Annotated in this window: 16 protein-coding genes; 11 read left to right on the top strand and 5 right to left on the bottom strand. The window is 53.2% G+C overall.

Going from position 1 to position 15,427, the window contains the following annotated elements; genetic code table 11:
* The first annotated feature begins 107 nt into the window (after positions 1-107).
* Genes DVH26_RS31400 through DVH26_RS31385 form a run of 4 tightly spaced genes read left to right on the top strand, consistent with a single transcriptional unit; the run spans position 108 to position 3,805 of the window.
* Positions 108-848 (top strand): ABC transporter ATP-binding protein, encoded by a 741-nt coding sequence (locus tag DVH26_RS31400; protein WP_239629227.1) that lies wholly within the window; start codon positions 108-110, stop codon positions 846-848.
* Positions 841-1,593 (top strand): ABC transporter permease, encoded by a 753-nt coding sequence (locus tag DVH26_RS31395; RefSeq protein WP_239629225.1) that lies wholly within the window; start codon positions 841-843, stop codon positions 1,591-1,593. The genes DVH26_RS31400 and DVH26_RS31395 overlap by 8 nt, the downstream gene beginning before the upstream one ends.
* Before the next feature lie 12 nt (positions 1,594-1,605).
* Positions 1,606-3,138, top strand: coding sequence for a sensor histidine kinase (locus tag DVH26_RS31390; protein ID WP_239629223.1), 1,533 nt, complete (start codon positions 1,606-1,608; stop codon positions 3,136-3,138).
* A complete protein-coding gene (locus tag DVH26_RS31385) occupies positions 3,116-3,805 on the top strand; it encodes a response regulator transcription factor (RefSeq protein WP_239629221.1) in 690 nt (229 codons plus the stop codon). The genes DVH26_RS31390 and DVH26_RS31385 overlap by 23 nt, the downstream gene beginning before the upstream one ends.
* Positions 3,806-3,898: 93 nt before the next feature.
* On the opposite strand, the gene DVH26_RS31380 is transcribed toward DVH26_RS31385, so the two are convergent.
* The gene (locus DVH26_RS31380) at positions 3,899-5,374 is read right to left on the bottom strand and encodes a discoidin domain-containing protein (protein WP_239629220.1); all 1,476 of its coding nucleotides are present in this window, start codon (positions 5,372-5,374) and stop codon (positions 3,899-3,901) included.
* 305 nt (positions 5,375-5,679) lie between these two features.
* Between DVH26_RS31380 and DVH26_RS31375 the strand changes: the two genes are divergently transcribed.
* Both DVH26_RS31375 and DVH26_RS31370 read left to right on the top strand, forming a co-directional pair.
* Complete coding sequence (locus DVH26_RS31375; RefSeq protein WP_239629219.1) at positions 5,680-6,126, top strand: MarR family winged helix-turn-helix transcriptional regulator; 447 nt, start codon at positions 5,680-5,682, stop codon at positions 6,124-6,126.
* An 86-nt stretch (positions 6,127-6,212) separates the two neighbouring features.
* Positions 6,213-7,457, top strand: coding sequence for a multidrug effflux MFS transporter (locus tag DVH26_RS31370; protein WP_239629218.1), 1,245 nt, complete (start codon positions 6,213-6,215; stop codon positions 7,455-7,457).
* A 207-nt stretch (positions 7,458-7,664) separates the two neighbouring features.
* Here DVH26_RS31370 and DVH26_RS31365 read toward each other — a convergent pair whose 3' ends face one another.
* From DVH26_RS31365 to DVH26_RS31355, 3 genes are all read right to left on the bottom strand, one after another.
* Positions 7,665-7,853, bottom strand: coding sequence for a YqaE/Pmp3 family membrane protein (locus DVH26_RS31365; protein WP_239629217.1), 189 nt, complete (start codon positions 7,851-7,853; stop codon positions 7,665-7,667).
* Positions 7,854-8,306: 453 nt separating this feature from the next.
* Positions 8,307-8,645 (bottom strand): ArsR/SmtB family transcription factor, encoded by a 339-nt coding sequence (locus DVH26_RS31360; protein WP_239629214.1) that lies wholly within the window; start codon positions 8,643-8,645, stop codon positions 8,307-8,309.
* Between the two features lie 149 nt (positions 8,646-8,794).
* Entirely contained in the window at positions 8,795-9,688 is an 894-nt protein-coding gene (locus tag DVH26_RS31355; RefSeq protein WP_239629211.1) for an NAD(P)-dependent oxidoreductase, read from the bottom strand.
* A gap of 635 nt (positions 9,689-10,323) precedes the next feature.
* Between DVH26_RS31355 and DVH26_RS31350 the strand changes: the two genes are divergently transcribed.
* The 5 genes from DVH26_RS31350 to DVH26_RS31330 all read left to right on the top strand — a co-directional run bounded on the left by DVH26_RS31350 (position 10,324) and on the right by DVH26_RS31330 (position 14,141).
* Positions 10,324-11,607, top strand: a complete 1,284-nt coding sequence (locus tag DVH26_RS31350) for a histidine--tRNA ligase (protein ID WP_239629208.1) — start codon at positions 10,324-10,326, stop codon at positions 11,605-11,607.
* Between the two features lie 82 nt (positions 11,608-11,689).
* The gene (locus DVH26_RS31345; protein WP_239629206.1) at positions 11,690-11,923 is read left to right on the top strand and encodes a hypothetical protein; all 234 of its coding nucleotides are present in this window, start codon (positions 11,690-11,692) and stop codon (positions 11,921-11,923) included.
* Complete coding sequence (locus tag DVH26_RS31340) at positions 11,871-12,143, top strand: hypothetical protein (RefSeq protein ID WP_239629203.1); 273 nt, start codon at positions 11,871-11,873, stop codon at positions 12,141-12,143. The genes DVH26_RS31345 and DVH26_RS31340 overlap by 53 nt, the downstream gene beginning before the upstream one ends.
* 917 nt (positions 12,144-13,060) lie before the next feature.
* On the top strand, positions 13,061-13,540 hold the full coding sequence (locus DVH26_RS31335; RefSeq protein ID WP_239629200.1) for a YbaK/EbsC family protein: 480 nt from the start codon (positions 13,061-13,063) through the stop codon (positions 13,538-13,540).
* A gap of 58 nt (positions 13,541-13,598) precedes the next feature.
* Entirely contained in the window at positions 13,599-14,141 is a 543-nt protein-coding gene (locus tag DVH26_RS31330) for a GNAT family N-acetyltransferase (protein ID WP_239629198.1), read from the top strand.
* 72 nt (positions 14,142-14,213) lie between these two features.
* Here DVH26_RS31330 and DVH26_RS31325 read toward each other — a convergent pair whose 3' ends face one another.
* Entirely contained in the window at positions 14,214-15,416 is a 1,203-nt protein-coding gene (locus DVH26_RS31325) for an MFS transporter (RefSeq protein WP_239629195.1), read from the bottom strand.
* Between the last annotated feature and the right edge of the window lie 11 nt (positions 15,417-15,427).

Genomic DNA, 15,427 nt, shown 5'->3' with positions numbered 1-15,427 from the left:
GAAGGCGGACGCAGGACCGCTTTTCGCCTCCTTCATAGAGGAATTGCAATTGCAAGCACAACCCCTTGAGAGAGTCAGGGGCGTTGTCAGTAGAGGGGGCATGGAAAATGGACGTAGTTTTGGAGGCGGAAGGCCTGACGAAAAAGTACGCTAACGGACGGGGAGTAACCGATATTCATCTGCAGGTTCGCCGCGGCGATATATACGGATTTTTCGGGCCGAACGGAGCGGGAAAGACGACCGTAATGAAAATGATGGTGAATTTGTGCAGGTCCGATCGCGGCACGGTCCGCATGTTCGGTCTCGATACGGCGTCCCATTACGTACAGGCAATGAAACGGGTCGGCGTGCTGATCGAGCGTCCGGAGGCTTACGATTATTTCAGCGGATTTGCAAACTTGCGGATGAGCTTGCGCTATTATCCCGATCTGAAAGCATCCCGGATCGACGAGGTGCTGGAGCTGGTCGGACTCGCACCCTACAAGAACGAGAAGGTCGGAGGCTACTCGCTTGGCATGAAGCAGCGTCTCGGTATCGCCTCGGCGATATTATCCAAGCCGGAGCTGCTCATTCTCGACGAGCCGACGAACGGACTCGATATCGAAGGGATGGTCGACATCCGCGAGCTGATGGTGAAGCTGGCGAAGGAGGAGAATATCACCTTGTTCGTATCGAGCCACTTGATCCACGAAATGGAGCTGATGTGCAACCGGGTGGGCATCTTATACGACGGCAAGCTGATAAGGGAAGGGTATATGGAGGATTTGCTGGCAGGTCCGCACAGGACGCTTGAAGATTATTTTGTTGCTCAAGTAAGGGAGGAAAGGGGAGCTGCGCTGCATGAATAGCATTCAAGCCAGTATGACGAACGAAATCACGAAGCTGCTGTTCCGGAGGAAAACGGTCTTTTTCCTGAGTCTGACGGCCATTCTTCCGTTTGCCGGAATCTGGATGGTGTCACGGCTGCAAACCGGCTTCGGCATCACAGCCGTGTCCGTAGCGGATTTTCCCGTGCTCATGTTAAACTTGTTCAGTGCGCTCTTGCTCCCGCTGCTGATTTTTATGGCTGCAGCCGATATGTTTGCAGGCGAACAGCAGGACGGAACGGCCAAGATTACGCTGACCCGTCCGATTTCACGGTTCGATATTTATGTATCCAAGCATCTGGCTTTGCTGCTGTATATCGGTGTCTACGCGGCGGTGGGCCTCGTCTGCTCCGTCATTGCCTCATGGTTCCTTCCTTTTGAAGGAAGCAGCCTGACGCGGCTTCTGCAATCCGTATTGGCTTACGTCGCAGCGGTGGTTCCTATGGCGGCCATTGGCTTCCTGGCGGTCTTTGTGGGACAATGGTTTAAAAACGGAAGCGGCGCGCTCACGGTGACCATTCTTTTATACGGTCTGGCCAAACTGGCATCGTTTCTGTTTCCGCAGCTGATGACCTATTCTCCGACGGCTTACACCGACTGGCATATGCTGTGGATCGGAGACATCGTATCGTGGGGGAAAATCGGAGGCATCTTTTCGTTGCTCCTGAGCTTCTGCATGTTGAGCTTTACGGCGGGCTTTTATTTATTCGACAAAAAACAATGGTAGGGGTAATGACGTATGTCCATCCGGATTCGTTTGCTGCTGTCTTATATCGCCATGCTGCTTGTGCCGGTCATCTTGTTCGGCATTGCCGTTATGATCATCAGCATGGCCCTGCTGGGCGATGTAAAATCGATCTACAAGCCCGACGGCAGCGAGCGGAATACGATAGCCGCCGTTATAGAGCAGGAAGCCGACGTATCCGCGGAAATCCGCGTGCGCAGTCTCAATTCGCCGGATTCGCTGCTTGAATCCAAAGTACAGGAGCTGCTGGATACTCAGCTGACGGCGATCCGTATGGCGCTGATCGTGCGCAAGGAAGGGCAGATCGTGTATGCGTCACCGTCTATTGATGAGCCGGAGCTGTTAGAGGCTCTGCCTGCTTTTGGCTCGGGTGGAGATTTTCACGAGGAGAAGATGAAAAATCGCGGACCATGGAACGACAGGCAGGCGCATTGGTTCATTACGAAGCAGAACGATATGCTGTTTACGGACGGCAGCAAGGGAAGCGCCTTTATCGCGATGGACATGAATCCGCTCGGCCGGTTCGCCCACCGGTATTTCAGCGTATTCCTGATCACGCTGCTCGCTATTCTTGTACTGACGAACGGGCTGCTGACGTACTTCGTATCACGCAGCATCATCCGTCCGCTTCGCTCCTTGCAAAAGGCGGCGGATCAGATTAAGGAAGGAAATCTCGATTTCGTCGTAAAGCCGGAGTCCAAGGATGAGATCGGGGAGCTGGCTTCGTCGTTCGAGCAAATGCGGAGCCGGTTGAAGCAATCGGTACAGCTGCAGCTGCAGTATGAAGAAAACCGCAAGGAGCTCATTTCGAACATATCGCACGATTTGAAAACTCCGGTTACCGCGATCAAAGGATATGTAGAGGGGATAATAGACGGAGTGACGAATACTCCGGAGAAGTTGGATAAATATGTAAAGACGATCTACAATAAGTCGGTGCAAATGGACCGTTTGATCGACGAGCTGTTCTTATTTTCCAAGCTCGACCTGAACAGCCAGCCGTTTCATTTTGAACAAGTGGATCTGATAGCGTTTCTGCAGGATTGTACGGATGAGCTTCATATGGATATCGAAAAACAGGGCGTTTCCTTTCAATTCGAGCCGCAGCCGGGAGTGACCGAGGCTTGGGTCGCCGCCGATCGCGACAAGCTGAAGCGGGTGCTGGTCAATATTATGGAAAACGCCATGAAATATATGGATAAGGACCAAGGCTTCATCCGGATGCGGATGAAGGATGAAGGAGCGGCGTACGCCATCGAAATCGAAGACAACGGTCAAGGGATCGATGCGGAGGCGCTGCCGCATATATTCGACCGCTTTTACCGGGCCGACCGTTCGCGCAACCGGAACACCGGGGGCAGCGGTCTCGGGCTGGCCATAGCCAAGCAAATCATCGAAGAGCATGAAGGCGGCATCACGGCCGCAAGCGAGCCGGGTGGGGGGACGGTCATCACGATCCGGCTCAAGAAGCTTACGCAAGGACGCAGGGAGGGGGAGTTCAGGCATGACCAGCATATTGATTATTGAAGACGAAGCGAGCATTGCCGAGCTGGAGAGAGACTATTTGGAGATCAACGGCTATAACGTTCATATGGAGCACAGCGGTGATACGGGACTCCGGGAAGCGTTGAGCGGCGCTTATGACCTGATTATTCTCGATCTCATGCTGCCTAAGGTGGACGGCTTCGAAATATGCCGCAAAATCCGCGACGAGCACAACATCCCTATCCTGATGGTTTCCGCAAAAAAGGAAGACATCGATAAAATACGCGGACTCGGGCTCGGAGCGGACGATTATATCATTAAGCCGTTCAGTCCCGGCGAGCTTGTCGCCAGAGTGAAGGCCCATTTATCCCGATACGAGAGGCTGCTTGGCCAGCGGGAAGCCAAAAGCGAGGAGGTCCGGGTCCGCGGTCTGCTGATCGACAAAGCTTCACGGCGTGTCTATGTAAACGGGAACGAGGTCGTCTTTACGACGAAGGAGTTCGATCTGCTCACCTTTTTGGCTACGAACCCGAACCGGGTGTTCAGCAAGGAGCAGCTGTTCGAGCATATATGGGGGCTGGATTCGATGGGAGACAACGCAACGGTAACCGTTCATATCCGCAAAATCCGGGAAAAGATCGAGCTGCATCCCTCCAAGCCGCAATATATCGATACGGTATGGGGAGCCGGCTACCGGTTCATTTTATAGCACGAAGCAGCGGGATATGGAAAAAAGGATCCGCCCCGGCAGGTTCGAAAGCCTTACGGAGCGGGCCCTTTCATGCGCTTTATTTATATGTGATTAATTTGCGTATACCTCGAATTCATTCACGTTCGCTTCGTCCGTTGCGGTAACGACCAGCAGCCGGATATAACGGGACGTTACAGGAGTGAATGTGATCGTTTTGGAGGCTCCGATGGTCGTGCCGGTCGTAATATCGGTAAAGTTAGTGCCGTCAGAGGACGATTGCAGCTTGAAGGAAGTTATATTCGCGTAGTTCGTTTCCTTGATGACCACTTTGCCGTACGTTTGGCTGGAGCCGAAATCGACCCGCAGCCATTGGCCGTTGTTCGTACCGCTTGCCGATGCCCAGCGCGTGCTTGTTGAGCCGTCGACCGCCTTGGCAGCGGAGTAGGTGGCGCTCCATTCCGTAGATGCGGTTGCGGTTTTGTTCAAGGCGAGATTCGTAGCGGTGCCGGTGCTGTAGGTGTCTCCGCCTTCGCCGGTCCACGTCATTTCCGTGAAGGAAGACGGGGCAAGGGAGGTAGCGGTTGCCGAGCCGGAAGCGTACAGCCCGCCCGTAACGCCGGTCATCGTATAGTCGGTATACAGTTTGTTCGAGGTGAAGTTAGTATGAATGAGAGCGCCGGCAAGGTTCACGCCGGATACGGCTTTCAGCTCCAGGTTGCTGCCGTAGGAAATGCCGTCGGAGGCGGTTGTTTTATTTGCGCGGTAGGCTTGCCCTGTGCCTGCGTTATTTTTCACCGTCGTATCGATGACCTGCACGTTATTGGCGCGAATGTACATTCCGTTATTGCCTACAGTCGATTCGGGAACGGTGTTCTGGAAATCGATATCGGCGCCGATGACTTTAATATGGTGTGTGCCTTCTTTAAAATCGAAGCCGTCGTTTTTGGTCTCCACCGTGCTGCAGTTCAGGAACGTAATATAGCCGCTTTGGTCTGCGTTCGGAGCCGTTGTCCAGTTCTGGTCGGCGTCTCCGACATAGAAGCCTTCCCCGAATTTGCCGCTCTGCCCCGTATACTGCGCGGAGCTGCTGCTGATCAGCCAGTATTGGCTGTTTTTGCGGATTTTGAACCCTTCGGCCAACGTGTTTTTCACCGTCACATTCGTAACGAAGCCGTGGGAGGCTTCAATCAAAAGTCCTTTGTTGGAGTTCGAGTTGGAGTTGATCGTCACATTCTCAAGCTTGTAGTAGCCGTGCTTAATATGAAACGCTGCGTTGCCTGCGGAAGCCGTATAATTGAGCGTAGCTCCGCTGCCGGTGCCGCGGATCGTAATATAATTGTTACTGGAACCGCTTACAGAAGTGGCGATAGTGCCGTCCGAAATGTTGTAGGTCCCGGATAATTCAATGATATCGCCGGGCTGGGCGCTGGCCAAATAGCTGCGCAGTGCGGCTACATCCCCCGCAGGAACGGTCTTGGTCGCGGCGAAAGCGGTGGATACGGTAAAGACGGGTACAAGCGTGAAGCATAATAAAAACAGCAAGGACATCGATAAAGACTTTTTGTTCAGCCAGCGCAGGCTCCTCATTAATGCATCCTCCTCGAATTTGGAATTTCAGGAATAAAAAAAGAGCTGTGATTCTGGTACGCGATAACGCTGGAACCATTCACCTCCCTTACGATCTCCGTCAGACGCTTCGGCCTCCTTAATACACGGCCTGATTGCACGTCCTCCCTTTCAGCTTATAAGGATTTCCAGCTTCGGAATATAGCTAAAATTCACAATTCTTTTACTTAAATTAACATTTCTCAAGATAAAATATATTGACTCCAGCTAGGCAATCCTTTACACTTGCATTTGATTAGTTAGCTAACTAAATAGGGGGGCGGACGATGGAATACAACCATTCGAATGCTTTAACGCATCTAATGAAGCATGTTTTGAAGCTTTACCGGCATAATGTCGATCGGCTTATTCAGGAGTACGATGTATTTCCGGGCCAGCCTCCGCTGCTGTTAAGACTCTCCGATAAGGATGGTCAAATGCAGAAGGAGCTCGCCAACAGCATGCATATTCAGCCTGCAACCTTGACGGTCATGATCACCCGGATGGAGAAAGCCGGACTTGTCGAGCGCAAGCCTGATGCGGAAGATCAGCGAGTATCCCGGGTGTATTTGACGGAGAAGGGCCGCTTTGCAGCAGGAAAGGTGAAGGAGGCGCTCCGTACTATTGAGGAGCAATGCTTCCGGAATTTCAGTCCGGAGGAGAAGCTGCTGTTCCGGAGGCTGCTGCTGCAGATGCATCAGGATCTTGAAGCAGGACAGCGCGATAATAATTAGTTGTCTAAATAGATTAGCGAATAATAAAGCGCAATTTCTCGAAATTCGAGACTTAGAGCGCGAATCTCGAATCTCTATAGGAAGGAATGATCTCTAACTCTATGAGTCTCCCCAATGAAGCAACCCCTCGTACCCGAAGGCTGTGGATGGCGCTGATTCTCGGAGCACTGGCTTCGTTCGGACCTTTGTCGATCGATATGTATTTGCCGGCGCTGCCGACGCTTGCCGATGATTTGCAAACGACGCCGTCATTGGCCCAGCTAAGCTTGACCTTCTGCTTGCTCGGACTGTCGCTCGGGCAATTGCTCGCCGGTCCTCTCAGCGACGTGCGAGGACGCAGAAAGCCGCTGATGGTCGGGCTGTTCGTCTACATGATCGCGTCGCTCTTATGTGCGTTCAGCCCGTCGATCTGGGCCCTTATTGCCCTGCGGTTCATTCAAGGCGTCGCCGGAGCCGCAGGGATCGTGATTTCTCGGGCGATCGTCCGAGATATGTATTCGGGCACGGAGCTGACGAGGTTTTTTACGCTGCTCATGCTCGTCAACGGAGTCGCTCCGATCTTCGCTCCGATCGCCGGAGGGCAGCTGCTGCGGATAACGGCCTGGCCGGGCGTGTTCGTCGTGCTGTGCCTGTTCGGCGTCCTTATGCTGGCGGCGGTATGGCTCGCCCTGCCTGAAACGCTGCCGTTGGAGCGCCGCTCCAAGGGCGGCATCGGCAACACGCTGTCGACGTTTCGCAATCTGCTCGGCGACCGGACTTTTATGGGCTACGCACTGTCGCAAGGCTTCGTCATCGCCGCGATGTTCGCGTATATATCCGGCTCCCCGTTCGTCATTCAAAATATTTTCGGAGCTTCGCCGCAAATGTACAGCGTATTTTTTGCCATTAACGGTCTCGGCATCATTATTGCCGGCCAAATTACAGGCCGATTGGCAGGCAAAGTAGGCGAGGCCCGGCTGCTCGTCAGCGGACTCGTCATCGCTGCTGTCGGCGGCGTGACGCTGCTCGCGATGATTTTGGCCGGCGCGGGGCTGTACGCGATATTGCTGCCGCTGTTCTTCGTCGTCTCCAGCGTCGGCATCGTCAGCTCGACCTCGTTCGCCTTGGCCATGCAAAACCAGGCGCAAGCCGCAGGAAGCGCCTCGGCGCTGCTCGGGCTTCTGTCGTTCATCTCGGGCGGCGTTGTCGCTCCGCTCGTTGGTCTCGGCGGCGGCGAGACGGCCGTGCCGATGGGCATTGTTATAGCCGCGGCGGATATTGCAGCCATGCTGTGCTACGTTGTCATGATCCGGCGGAAGAAACCCGCGGCTTCGTATACGATGAACGCATAAATTTGGTTCCATGCGCGTTTTATGACACAAAACTCCTTCTCGATTGTCATCACGATCAACGCATAGGACCGGATCGCTACCACAATCCGATTAATGCCATAATAAAATCAAACCGCCCTTTTGTGACGACGTTATCGTCATAAAAAGGGCGGTTTTTGGGCTTCGCGGACATGTTTTCTGCTACGCATAGTCACGGTGGTCACCGGGTTAACGATGCATGTAGCGGGCCATTTTTTCCATACGCTTATCCTGCTTTCTCTCGTGAACGACCATACAAGCGTGAATGGCTCCCGGAAGCCAGAAGCACAGTGTCAGTATCAGATTGAGAAAAGCCTGGAACGGCTTGCCGCTAAACAGAACCGCTACGGGAGGAAGCAATATCGCGAGCAAATACATATGCAGTCACCTCTTTTTCTTTTACATACCATACGCTTCAGCTTCGGCAACGTTTCAGACGGATATACCTTGGTGGAGCCCGTTTATAAAGAATGGGCGGAGTCGCCTGCATAATTTATCCCGGTTTTAGTCGAGAGTGAGTCCGGACGGAGAAGCCATGCAGACGAAATAAGACCGCCGTTGCAGCAGCGGCAGCCTAGTTCACTCGGCGAACGTCCGATGTTCAGCAGGGCTTTGCTGTACTTGCTACAAGTACGCGGCCGGACATCCCGAATTGCGGTAATGTTGGAAGCAATCCCGAGTCGATCCTAATTGATCGGTTTCCCTGATCTGCGCTAAAGCGCGCTGTTCATTCACTTCGTCTTGCCATGTGCCCCCGAATCCATTGGCGTGCCGCATTGTGCAGAAGACAGCCGATCATCTTCAAGCTCGCAAGCTTAGGCTTGCTGCAGGTTATTCCTTCTTCTTGTCATTATCAGCCTGAAGCTGCTGCAAATAAGCGTCCAAACGATCGAATCTGTCTTCCCAGATGGACCGATAGGACTCGATCCACTCGTCAAGCTCTTTGAAGGGCTCCGGTCGAAGCTTGTAAATACGCCGGTTGGCGCTTGGCTGCACCTCGACGATGCCCGAGTCGCTTAGCACCCGAAGGTGCTTGGAGACCTGCGGCTGGCGAACCTCAAGCTGTTCGGCGATTTCACCAACGGTTAGAGGACCGTCACGCAATAGCTCGACAATGTGATACCGGTTGGGCTCGGCAAGCGCAAGCAAAGTTGTCATATTCATGCCCATATCATGTATCCCCTTTATGAACAATATATACCAAATGGAATATTCCAGTAAAGGAATGCTTAGGGGGTTTTCGTTTATTTTATGCAGAAAATAAAAAAAAGAGGCTCCCGCCCGGCATAAAGGGAGCCCCTCTTACGGCATCGTGCTGCTTATTTTAAATTGGCGCTTTGCTCGTAATATTTAAAAATCGCACTCATATCCTCTTCGCCCAATCCGTTGTTGCATGCCGTTTGATACAGCTGCTTGACGACGGCGGCGACGGGAACCGGCAGGCTGAGCGAATCCGAAAGCTTGGCGGCCAATCCCAGGTCCTTATGCATCAAAGCCGTCATAAATTGCGGCGAGTAGTCGTTTTCCAGTATTTTAGGCCCTTTCATTTCGGCCATTCCGCTACGCGCTCCGCCTCCGGCTACGACATCCAGGAAGGCAGCGGGATCCAGACCGGCTTTGCGCAGCATGGCAAGGCTCTCGGACAGCGCAACCAGATGCGTAGCGACCATCATGTTATTGGCCAGCTTCGCAATGGAGCCTGCACCATGGCCTCCCATATAGACGGCTTTTTTGCCCATCAGCAGCAGGATCGGCTCGGTTCGCTCGAATACTTCGCGTTTACCGCCGACGATAAACGTGAGAATGCCTTGCTCCGCTTGCGGCTTACTGCCGGTGACCGGAGCGTCCAGCTTGTCGATGCCGAGCTTCTCCAGCGCTTCGGCCGTGCGTATGCTGACGTTCGGGTCAATCGTGCTGCAGTCGACGACGAGGCGGAGCGGCAGCTCGCCGCTAGTTTGGCAGCCGGACAAGATGCCGTTGTCTCCGAAGTAGACCTGCTCCACTGCGCGGTCGTCCGACAGCATGGTGAACAGCAGCTCCGATTTGGCGGCTGCTTCAGCCGGCGAAGAGACAACGACGACGGAGGATTGGTCATTCCAGTCGTTCGTTTTGCCAGGCGTCCGATTGTAAATATACAAGGTGTGCCCTGCTTTGGCGAGATGGCCCGCCATAGGTTTACCCATCGTTCCGAGTCCGATAAATCCGATGTTCACGATCGTATCCCTCCAATACCTATGTAAGAAATATAAATTGCCTTGGAAAAAGACGGTTCGATCCGTCTTGTCTATTTTACCACATTGGATAGTTTAAGTCCGGTAAAGCGGTTAAGCGTATCGAAGAACTTTCCGGTTGGAGGGCGATAAAAACTATGATGCTTACGAAGCGAGTTTTGCTAAAAGCAAAACTTTAAGGCCGCTCATCCCTGAAGTAACCGATAGTTTGCTCACCACGAGGCTTGTAGCCATTTACCGAAAAAAATTGCGGACGCCGTTCTTATGAAAACAGCTTGCAAGTTTCGGGCCGATTTGTTACTATGATGAAACCAAAATGATTGAAGGAGCCCGAGACCCATGAATACGGCGAATACATTCAGGTTCAAACAACTTCATCATTACAAGCAGCGTTAGCACACACCTGTATCGATTAACAGGGTGGGCTAACGCTTCTCGCGTTGGCCTCCCTGCGGCATAGTAAAACGCGCAGGACCAAGAGGTCCGGCGCGTTTTTTATTTTCCTGGAAGTTCACAAAAAGCATTCAAGCAAAGCGATCAGGCTGGAGAGGTCCAGTCGGAGGTAGCAATGGCCTTGCTTCGATTATCACACCGAACTAAAGAAAGGGATGCTGACGATGCAAAATGTGAAAGGAACGTACGATTTTTTCGGAAAAGAACAGGCGCTTAGAAAAAAGGTGCAGTCCACACTTCAAGAAGTATTTGAGCTGTATGATTTTGACGGTATGGAGTCTACGGTGTTGAACGAGCTGGAGCTGCTGACATCCAAATATGCAGGCGGCGATGAAATATTGAAGGAAATGTACCAGCTAAGCGATCAAGGAAAACGCAGCCTGGGTCTGCGGTACGACCTGACGATTCCTTTTGCCAAGGTCATCGCTTTGAATCCGGGCATCGAGTTTCCTTACAAACGGTATGAAATAGGAAAAGTGTTCCGGGACGGGCCGGTGAAGCGCGGCAGGCTGAGGGAATTTCTACAGTGCGATGCGGATATTGTCGGCACCAAAGGCCCGGAAGCGGAAGCCGAGCTGATGCAGCTGGCGGTTGAAGTTTTCCGCAGGCTCGATATTCCTGTATTGATCCGGTGGAACAACCGGCGTTTTTTGGGAGAGGTGCTCGAAGCCGTCGGGGTACGGCCGGAAGATACGCAGTCCGTCATGCTGACGCTTGATAAGATAGCGAAAATAGGCAAGGAGGAGGTCGTCAAGGAACTCGGCAGCAAAGGGCTACAAGATGAAGCCATCAGAGGAATCGGCGAACTGATCACGATGGCTGACCCGACCTTCGAGCAAATAGCCGACCGATATGGCATCGGGGATTCTCAAGGCGCGTTGGAGGTTTCGGATCTCCAGAAGCTGATGGAAAGGCTGGGGCTGGATGCTGTATGCCGGTTTGACCCGTATTTGTCGCGGGGACTGTCTTTCTACACTGGAACGGTGTACGAAATCTTCGATGCAAGCGGGTCCTTCGGCTCCAGCTTGGGCGCAGGCGGGCGGTATGACGCAATCATTGGGCAGTTGGTTGGCAGGGAGGACGTCGACTATCCGACGGTTGGCATCTCCTTCGGTATGGAATCGATAATGGAAATGCTGCAAACTCGCCCCATTGAAGCTGCAGGGGCTTGCGTCACGGTTATCCCTATCGGGGAAACGAATCCGGAATCACTGAAAGCCGCCGCCGAGCTGCGTGCCAGCGGTATCCGTACAAGCTTGGACACGAGTAAGCGGAAGCTGAAAAAATCGCTCGCCTCTGCGGCGTCCAACCGCATTCGCTACGTCGTTCTGATTGGCGAAGACGAAGCAGCGGCAGGCAAGGTTCGGCTGAAAGATATGGACGAAATGACGGAAGCGGTCGTCGCTCTGGAGGAAGCTATTCATCAAGTGTTCCGCAGGCTTTGCTAGGCTGTGAAGTTGCTTCACATTAATGTAAAATAATGGGATGCTGTATGGGGTGGAGTAGTACCGTATACAGGAGGGATTGTATATGAAGCAGCTGAGCATAATCGTAGGCGTTGTTGGAGGATTATGGCTTGCACTTGTTTTAGTCTATCAAGCTGTTGCGATAGGGGACGTAGTATCCGCAAGGCAAAAGACGGAGGCGTTCTTCAAGGCGATACAGGCGCAAAAGTATGACGAAGCCGAAAAGCTGTTTGCAGGCGCTATGGATGTGTCCGAAAATATCGTTGGAGGAGAGCTTCAAGCTGCTCTCCTACGATAATGTGAGGGCAGACTTTGACGACGGCTGCGTCTGCACAGGGAACGCAGCGCTTACCTTCGAGGTGGACGAGAAGCCGCTGGAGGTACACGCGATTGTCACCTTTAGCTCTGAAGGGAAGCCCAAGCAGGTATGCGCTGTTCACCCTCCCGGAGCGGAACGAGGGTTCATTGCGGAATTAAGCGCATGGAACCGGATGTTTTGCGGAGGCGCTTCTTTTTGAGAAGGGGAGGAGCGGCCACGCTGGGACTTGTAGCGCGGAAAAACCGTCTTACAGCGCGCGAAGGAGCGGAAGCGCCAGCTGTAAGCCTGAAAAACCGCGTTACAGCATGAGGAAGCGGGATAAAGCGGCCACCCCGGCACCTGTAACGCGGAAAAACCGTCTTACAGCGCGTAAAGTAGCGGAACCGCCAGCTGTAAGCCTGAAAAACCGCGTTACAGCGCGTGAAGGAGCGGAAGCGCCAGCTGTAAGGCGTAAAAACCGCGTTACAGCGCGGGTATAGCGGGATGAAGCCGTCACACCGGCATCTGTAACGCGGAAAAACCGTCTTACAGCACGCGAAGGAGCGGAACCGCCAGCTGTAAGCCGGAAAAACCACGTTACAGCGTGGGGAAAGGGGATAAAGCGGCCACGCCGGTACCTGTAACGCGGAAAAACCGTCTTACAGCGCGCGAAGGAACGAAATCATCAGCTGTAAGCCTGAAAAACCGCGTTACAGCGTGGGTAAATGGGATAAAGCGGCCACGCCGGTGCCTGTAGCGCGGAAAAACCGTCTTACAGCGCGCGAAGGAACGAAATCATCAGCTGTAAGCCTGAAAAACCGCGTTACAGCGTGGGGAAAGGAGATAAAGTGGCCACGCCGGTACCTGTAACGCGGAAAAACCGTCTTACAGCACGCGAAGGAACGAAATCATCAGCTGTAGGGCGTAAAAACCGCGTTACAGCAGGGCAAAACGGGATGAAGCCGTCACAGCGGTATCTGTAAGCCTGAAAAACCGCATTACAGCCCGAGCGGTGGAGTTTTTTTATGTAAGCAATTTATCCCTTGAGACCACAGGGGACTTCGATTAAACTACACAGATAGACGCAGAAGCAGCTTAGATAATGCAGCATGCGAAGCTTGAAGGAGCTAAAAGAACATGACAAACCAATTCAACGAGGGTACTTTACGGGTACAAACGATACTGCAGCAAAAAGGCTACGACAATCAAATCGTGCAGCTGCCGGACAGCGCGCGCACGGCTCAGGAAGCGGCGGACGCGATCGGGTGTGAGGTCGCCCAGATTGCCAAGTCGATTATTTTCCGGCTGGAGCAAGCGGATCAACCTTTGCTGGTGGTTGCGAGCGGGGTCAATCGCGTAAATGAGAAGCGCATTTCCGAACTGCTCCAGGACAAGCTGGGAAAAGCAGACGCCGATTTTGTACGGGATCGGAGTGGATTTGTTATTGGCGGCGTGGCTCCGATCGGGCACCGGCAGAAGCCGGTCACATTGATCGACGAAGATTTGTTTCGCTACAAGACATTGTGGGCGGCGGCGGGACATCCGAAAACGGTATTTCAGCTGACGCCAGACGAGCTGAGGGAAATGACGGACGGTCAAGTGGTATGTGTCCGCTAGCGGAACGATAGGTCAGCACGGACTTGAGACTAATCTCATCAGTTACGGGGGCAATGATGTGAATATTGAGGTCACTTTAACTAGGGAAGATGAAGCTTACATCATCAAAAATTTGTACCCGCTCTATTTGTACGACCTCTCCGAGCATTACGGGCTCGTTCCCGGCCATACACCGAATGGGCATGGCATTTATGAGAGCAGTGACGAATATCGAACGCTGCAGGATCAGTATGAGGTTCAAAGCATATGGTGGGAGAAGCCGAACTGCTTATATCCGTTCCTTATAAGGGTTGACGGCATTCCTGCCGGATTTGCTTTGATTGCGACTCCGCCGTATTGCAGTAAAGGAATCGATTATTTTGTGAATGAGTTTTTTCTGCTTCGGCCTTTTAGAGGAAAGGGGATCGCGGAGAAGGCGGCTGCACAAATATTCACGCAATTCAAGGGCTCCTGGGAGCTGTTTACCAATCCTGCGGGGGCTAACGGGAGAGGGCAAGCTTTTTGGCGCAAAGCCTTATCCAGCTATACGAATGGAAAATACGAGGAAACCCATGGATCGACATTCAACGGAGACATGGTAATCTTTCGATTTCGTAACTAAGCTAAAAAAGAAAAAACGTTCCATGCTCAACCCTAACCTGGGCTGAAAACATGGAACGTTGACGTTCAAGGCTCAGGATACTCCGGCTTTCGCCTGCTGCTGTAATCTGCGCTCTTCCGCTAACCGGCGGGTGCGGGATAATCCTAGGGAGGCGGCTGCAGTGGCCGCGGCAACGGTGACGCCTGCTGCGCCGATCCAGGTTATCGAGGTGAGCGAAGCGTGTTCCACCACAACGCCCCCGATACCCGCTCCAGCCGCCATGGCAAGCTGAAGCACGGAGCTGTTCAGGCTAAGCATAATGCCGGAAGCTTCCGGTGCAAGCGTGAGCAGGTGATATTGCTGCGTCGGGCCGGAGGACCAGGCGGAGAACGACCACAGCATAAGAACCGGGAAGACAATGGCCGGGAACGGGGCAACCAGCGACAGAAGAATCAGGGAGATGGCATGAAAAAGCATGCCTCCGATGAGCGTCCGCGGGACCCCCCATTTGTCCGTGCTGTAGCCTCCGAATTTCGAGCCGATCAGGCTAGCGATGCCGAAAGCGAATAGGCCTGCGCTGACGCCTTCGCCGCTCATCGCGGATACGTTGAGAAGAAACGGCGAGATATACGTATAAGCGATCGAATATCCGGCGATCCAGAAGAAAGTGATCGACAGGGCGATGGCGATTCGCGGTTCTTTGAGCAAAGCGATTTGTTTGCGAAGCGGTACGGGTGCTTCTCCTTCAGTATGCGGGATCGTGTAATATATGACGAGGATCGCCAGCAGTCCGAGCAGTCCAATACCGCCGAAGATCAGCTTCCAATCGTAAAACGAAGCGATAACTCTCCCTATCGGCACTCCGATAATCAGTGCGGTGCTGAAGCCCATCACCAGAGTAGCAATGGCGCTGCCTTGTTTGTCGGCAGGAGCCAGCTTGGATGCGACGGTTAGCGCTGTGACGACGAATACTCCGGTGCTCAGAGCCAGAATAATTCTCGAGCCGATAAGGGCCTCGAACCCCGGTAAAGCGACAGCCATTCCGTTGCCGATGACAAAAAGGCCGAGAGAATAAAGAAGCAGCTTGCGCCGCTCTATCCGCGCTGTCACGGCCATCAGGATCGGAGTGCCGAAAGCGTAGGCAAGCGAAAAGACGGTAATAAGCTGGCCGGCGGCGGAGACGGAGACTCCGATATCCTTAGCGACTTGATCGAGAATACCTGCAATGATGAACTCCGACGTTCCAACCAAAAAACTGACGATGGCCAGCATGTAAATTTTCCAAGCGTTTGACATAAGATGGTAAA

It is taken from the genome of Paenibacillus sp. H1-7 (assembly GCF_022354825.1).
Classification (GTDB): Bacteria; Bacillota; Bacilli; order Paenibacillales; family NBRC-103111; genus Paenibacillus_S.
Note: the sequence above shows the minus strand (reverse complement) of the source record. Positions and strands in the feature narration are given on the sequence as shown.

Bases quoted from the DNA above. Each gene is read 5' to 3' on its own strand.
- DVH26_RS31400 (WP_239629227.1), top strand. From the start codon at position 108: ATGGACGTAGTTTTGGAGGCGGAAGGCCTGACGAAAAAGTACGCTAAC.
- DVH26_RS31395 (WP_239629225.1), top strand. From the start codon at position 841: ATGAATAGCATTCAAGCCAGTATGACGAACGAAATCACGAAGCTGCTG.
- DVH26_RS31390 (WP_239629223.1), top strand. From the start codon at position 1,606: ATGTCCATCCGGATTCGTTTGCTGCTGTCTTATATCGCCATGCTGCTT.
- DVH26_RS31385 (WP_239629221.1), top strand. From the start codon at position 3,116: ATGACCAGCATATTGATTATTGAAGACGAAGCGAGCATTGCCGAGCTG.
- DVH26_RS31380 (WP_239629220.1), bottom strand. From the start codon at position 5,374: ATGAGGAGCCTGCGCTGGCTGAACAAAAAGTCTTTATCGATGTCCTTG.
- DVH26_RS31375 (WP_239629219.1), top strand. From the start codon at position 5,680: ATGGAATACAACCATTCGAATGCTTTAACGCATCTAATGAAGCATGTT.
- DVH26_RS31370 (WP_239629218.1), top strand. From the start codon at position 6,213: ATGATCTCTAACTCTATGAGTCTCCCCAATGAAGCAACCCCTCGTACC.
- DVH26_RS31365 (WP_239629217.1), bottom strand. From the start codon at position 7,853: ATGTATTTGCTCGCGATATTGCTTCCTCCCGTAGCGGTTCTGTTTAGC.
- DVH26_RS31360 (WP_239629214.1), bottom strand. From the start codon at position 8,645: ATGGGCATGAATATGACAACTTTGCTTGCGCTTGCCGAGCCCAACCGG.
- DVH26_RS31350 (WP_239629208.1), top strand. From the start codon at position 10,324: ATGCAAAATGTGAAAGGAACGTACGATTTTTTCGGAAAAGAACAGGCG.
- DVH26_RS31345 (WP_239629206.1), top strand. From the start codon at position 11,690: ATGAAGCAGCTGAGCATAATCGTAGGCGTTGTTGGAGGATTATGGCTT.
- DVH26_RS31340 (WP_239629203.1), top strand. From the start codon at position 11,871: ATGTGTCCGAAAATATCGTTGGAGGAGAGCTTCAAGCTGCTCTCCTAC.
- DVH26_RS31335 (WP_239629200.1), top strand. From the start codon at position 13,061: ATGACAAACCAATTCAACGAGGGTACTTTACGGGTACAAACGATACTG.
- DVH26_RS31325 (WP_239629195.1), bottom strand. From the start codon at position 15,416: ATGTCAAACGCTTGGAAAATTTACATGCTGGCCATCGTCAGTTTTTTG.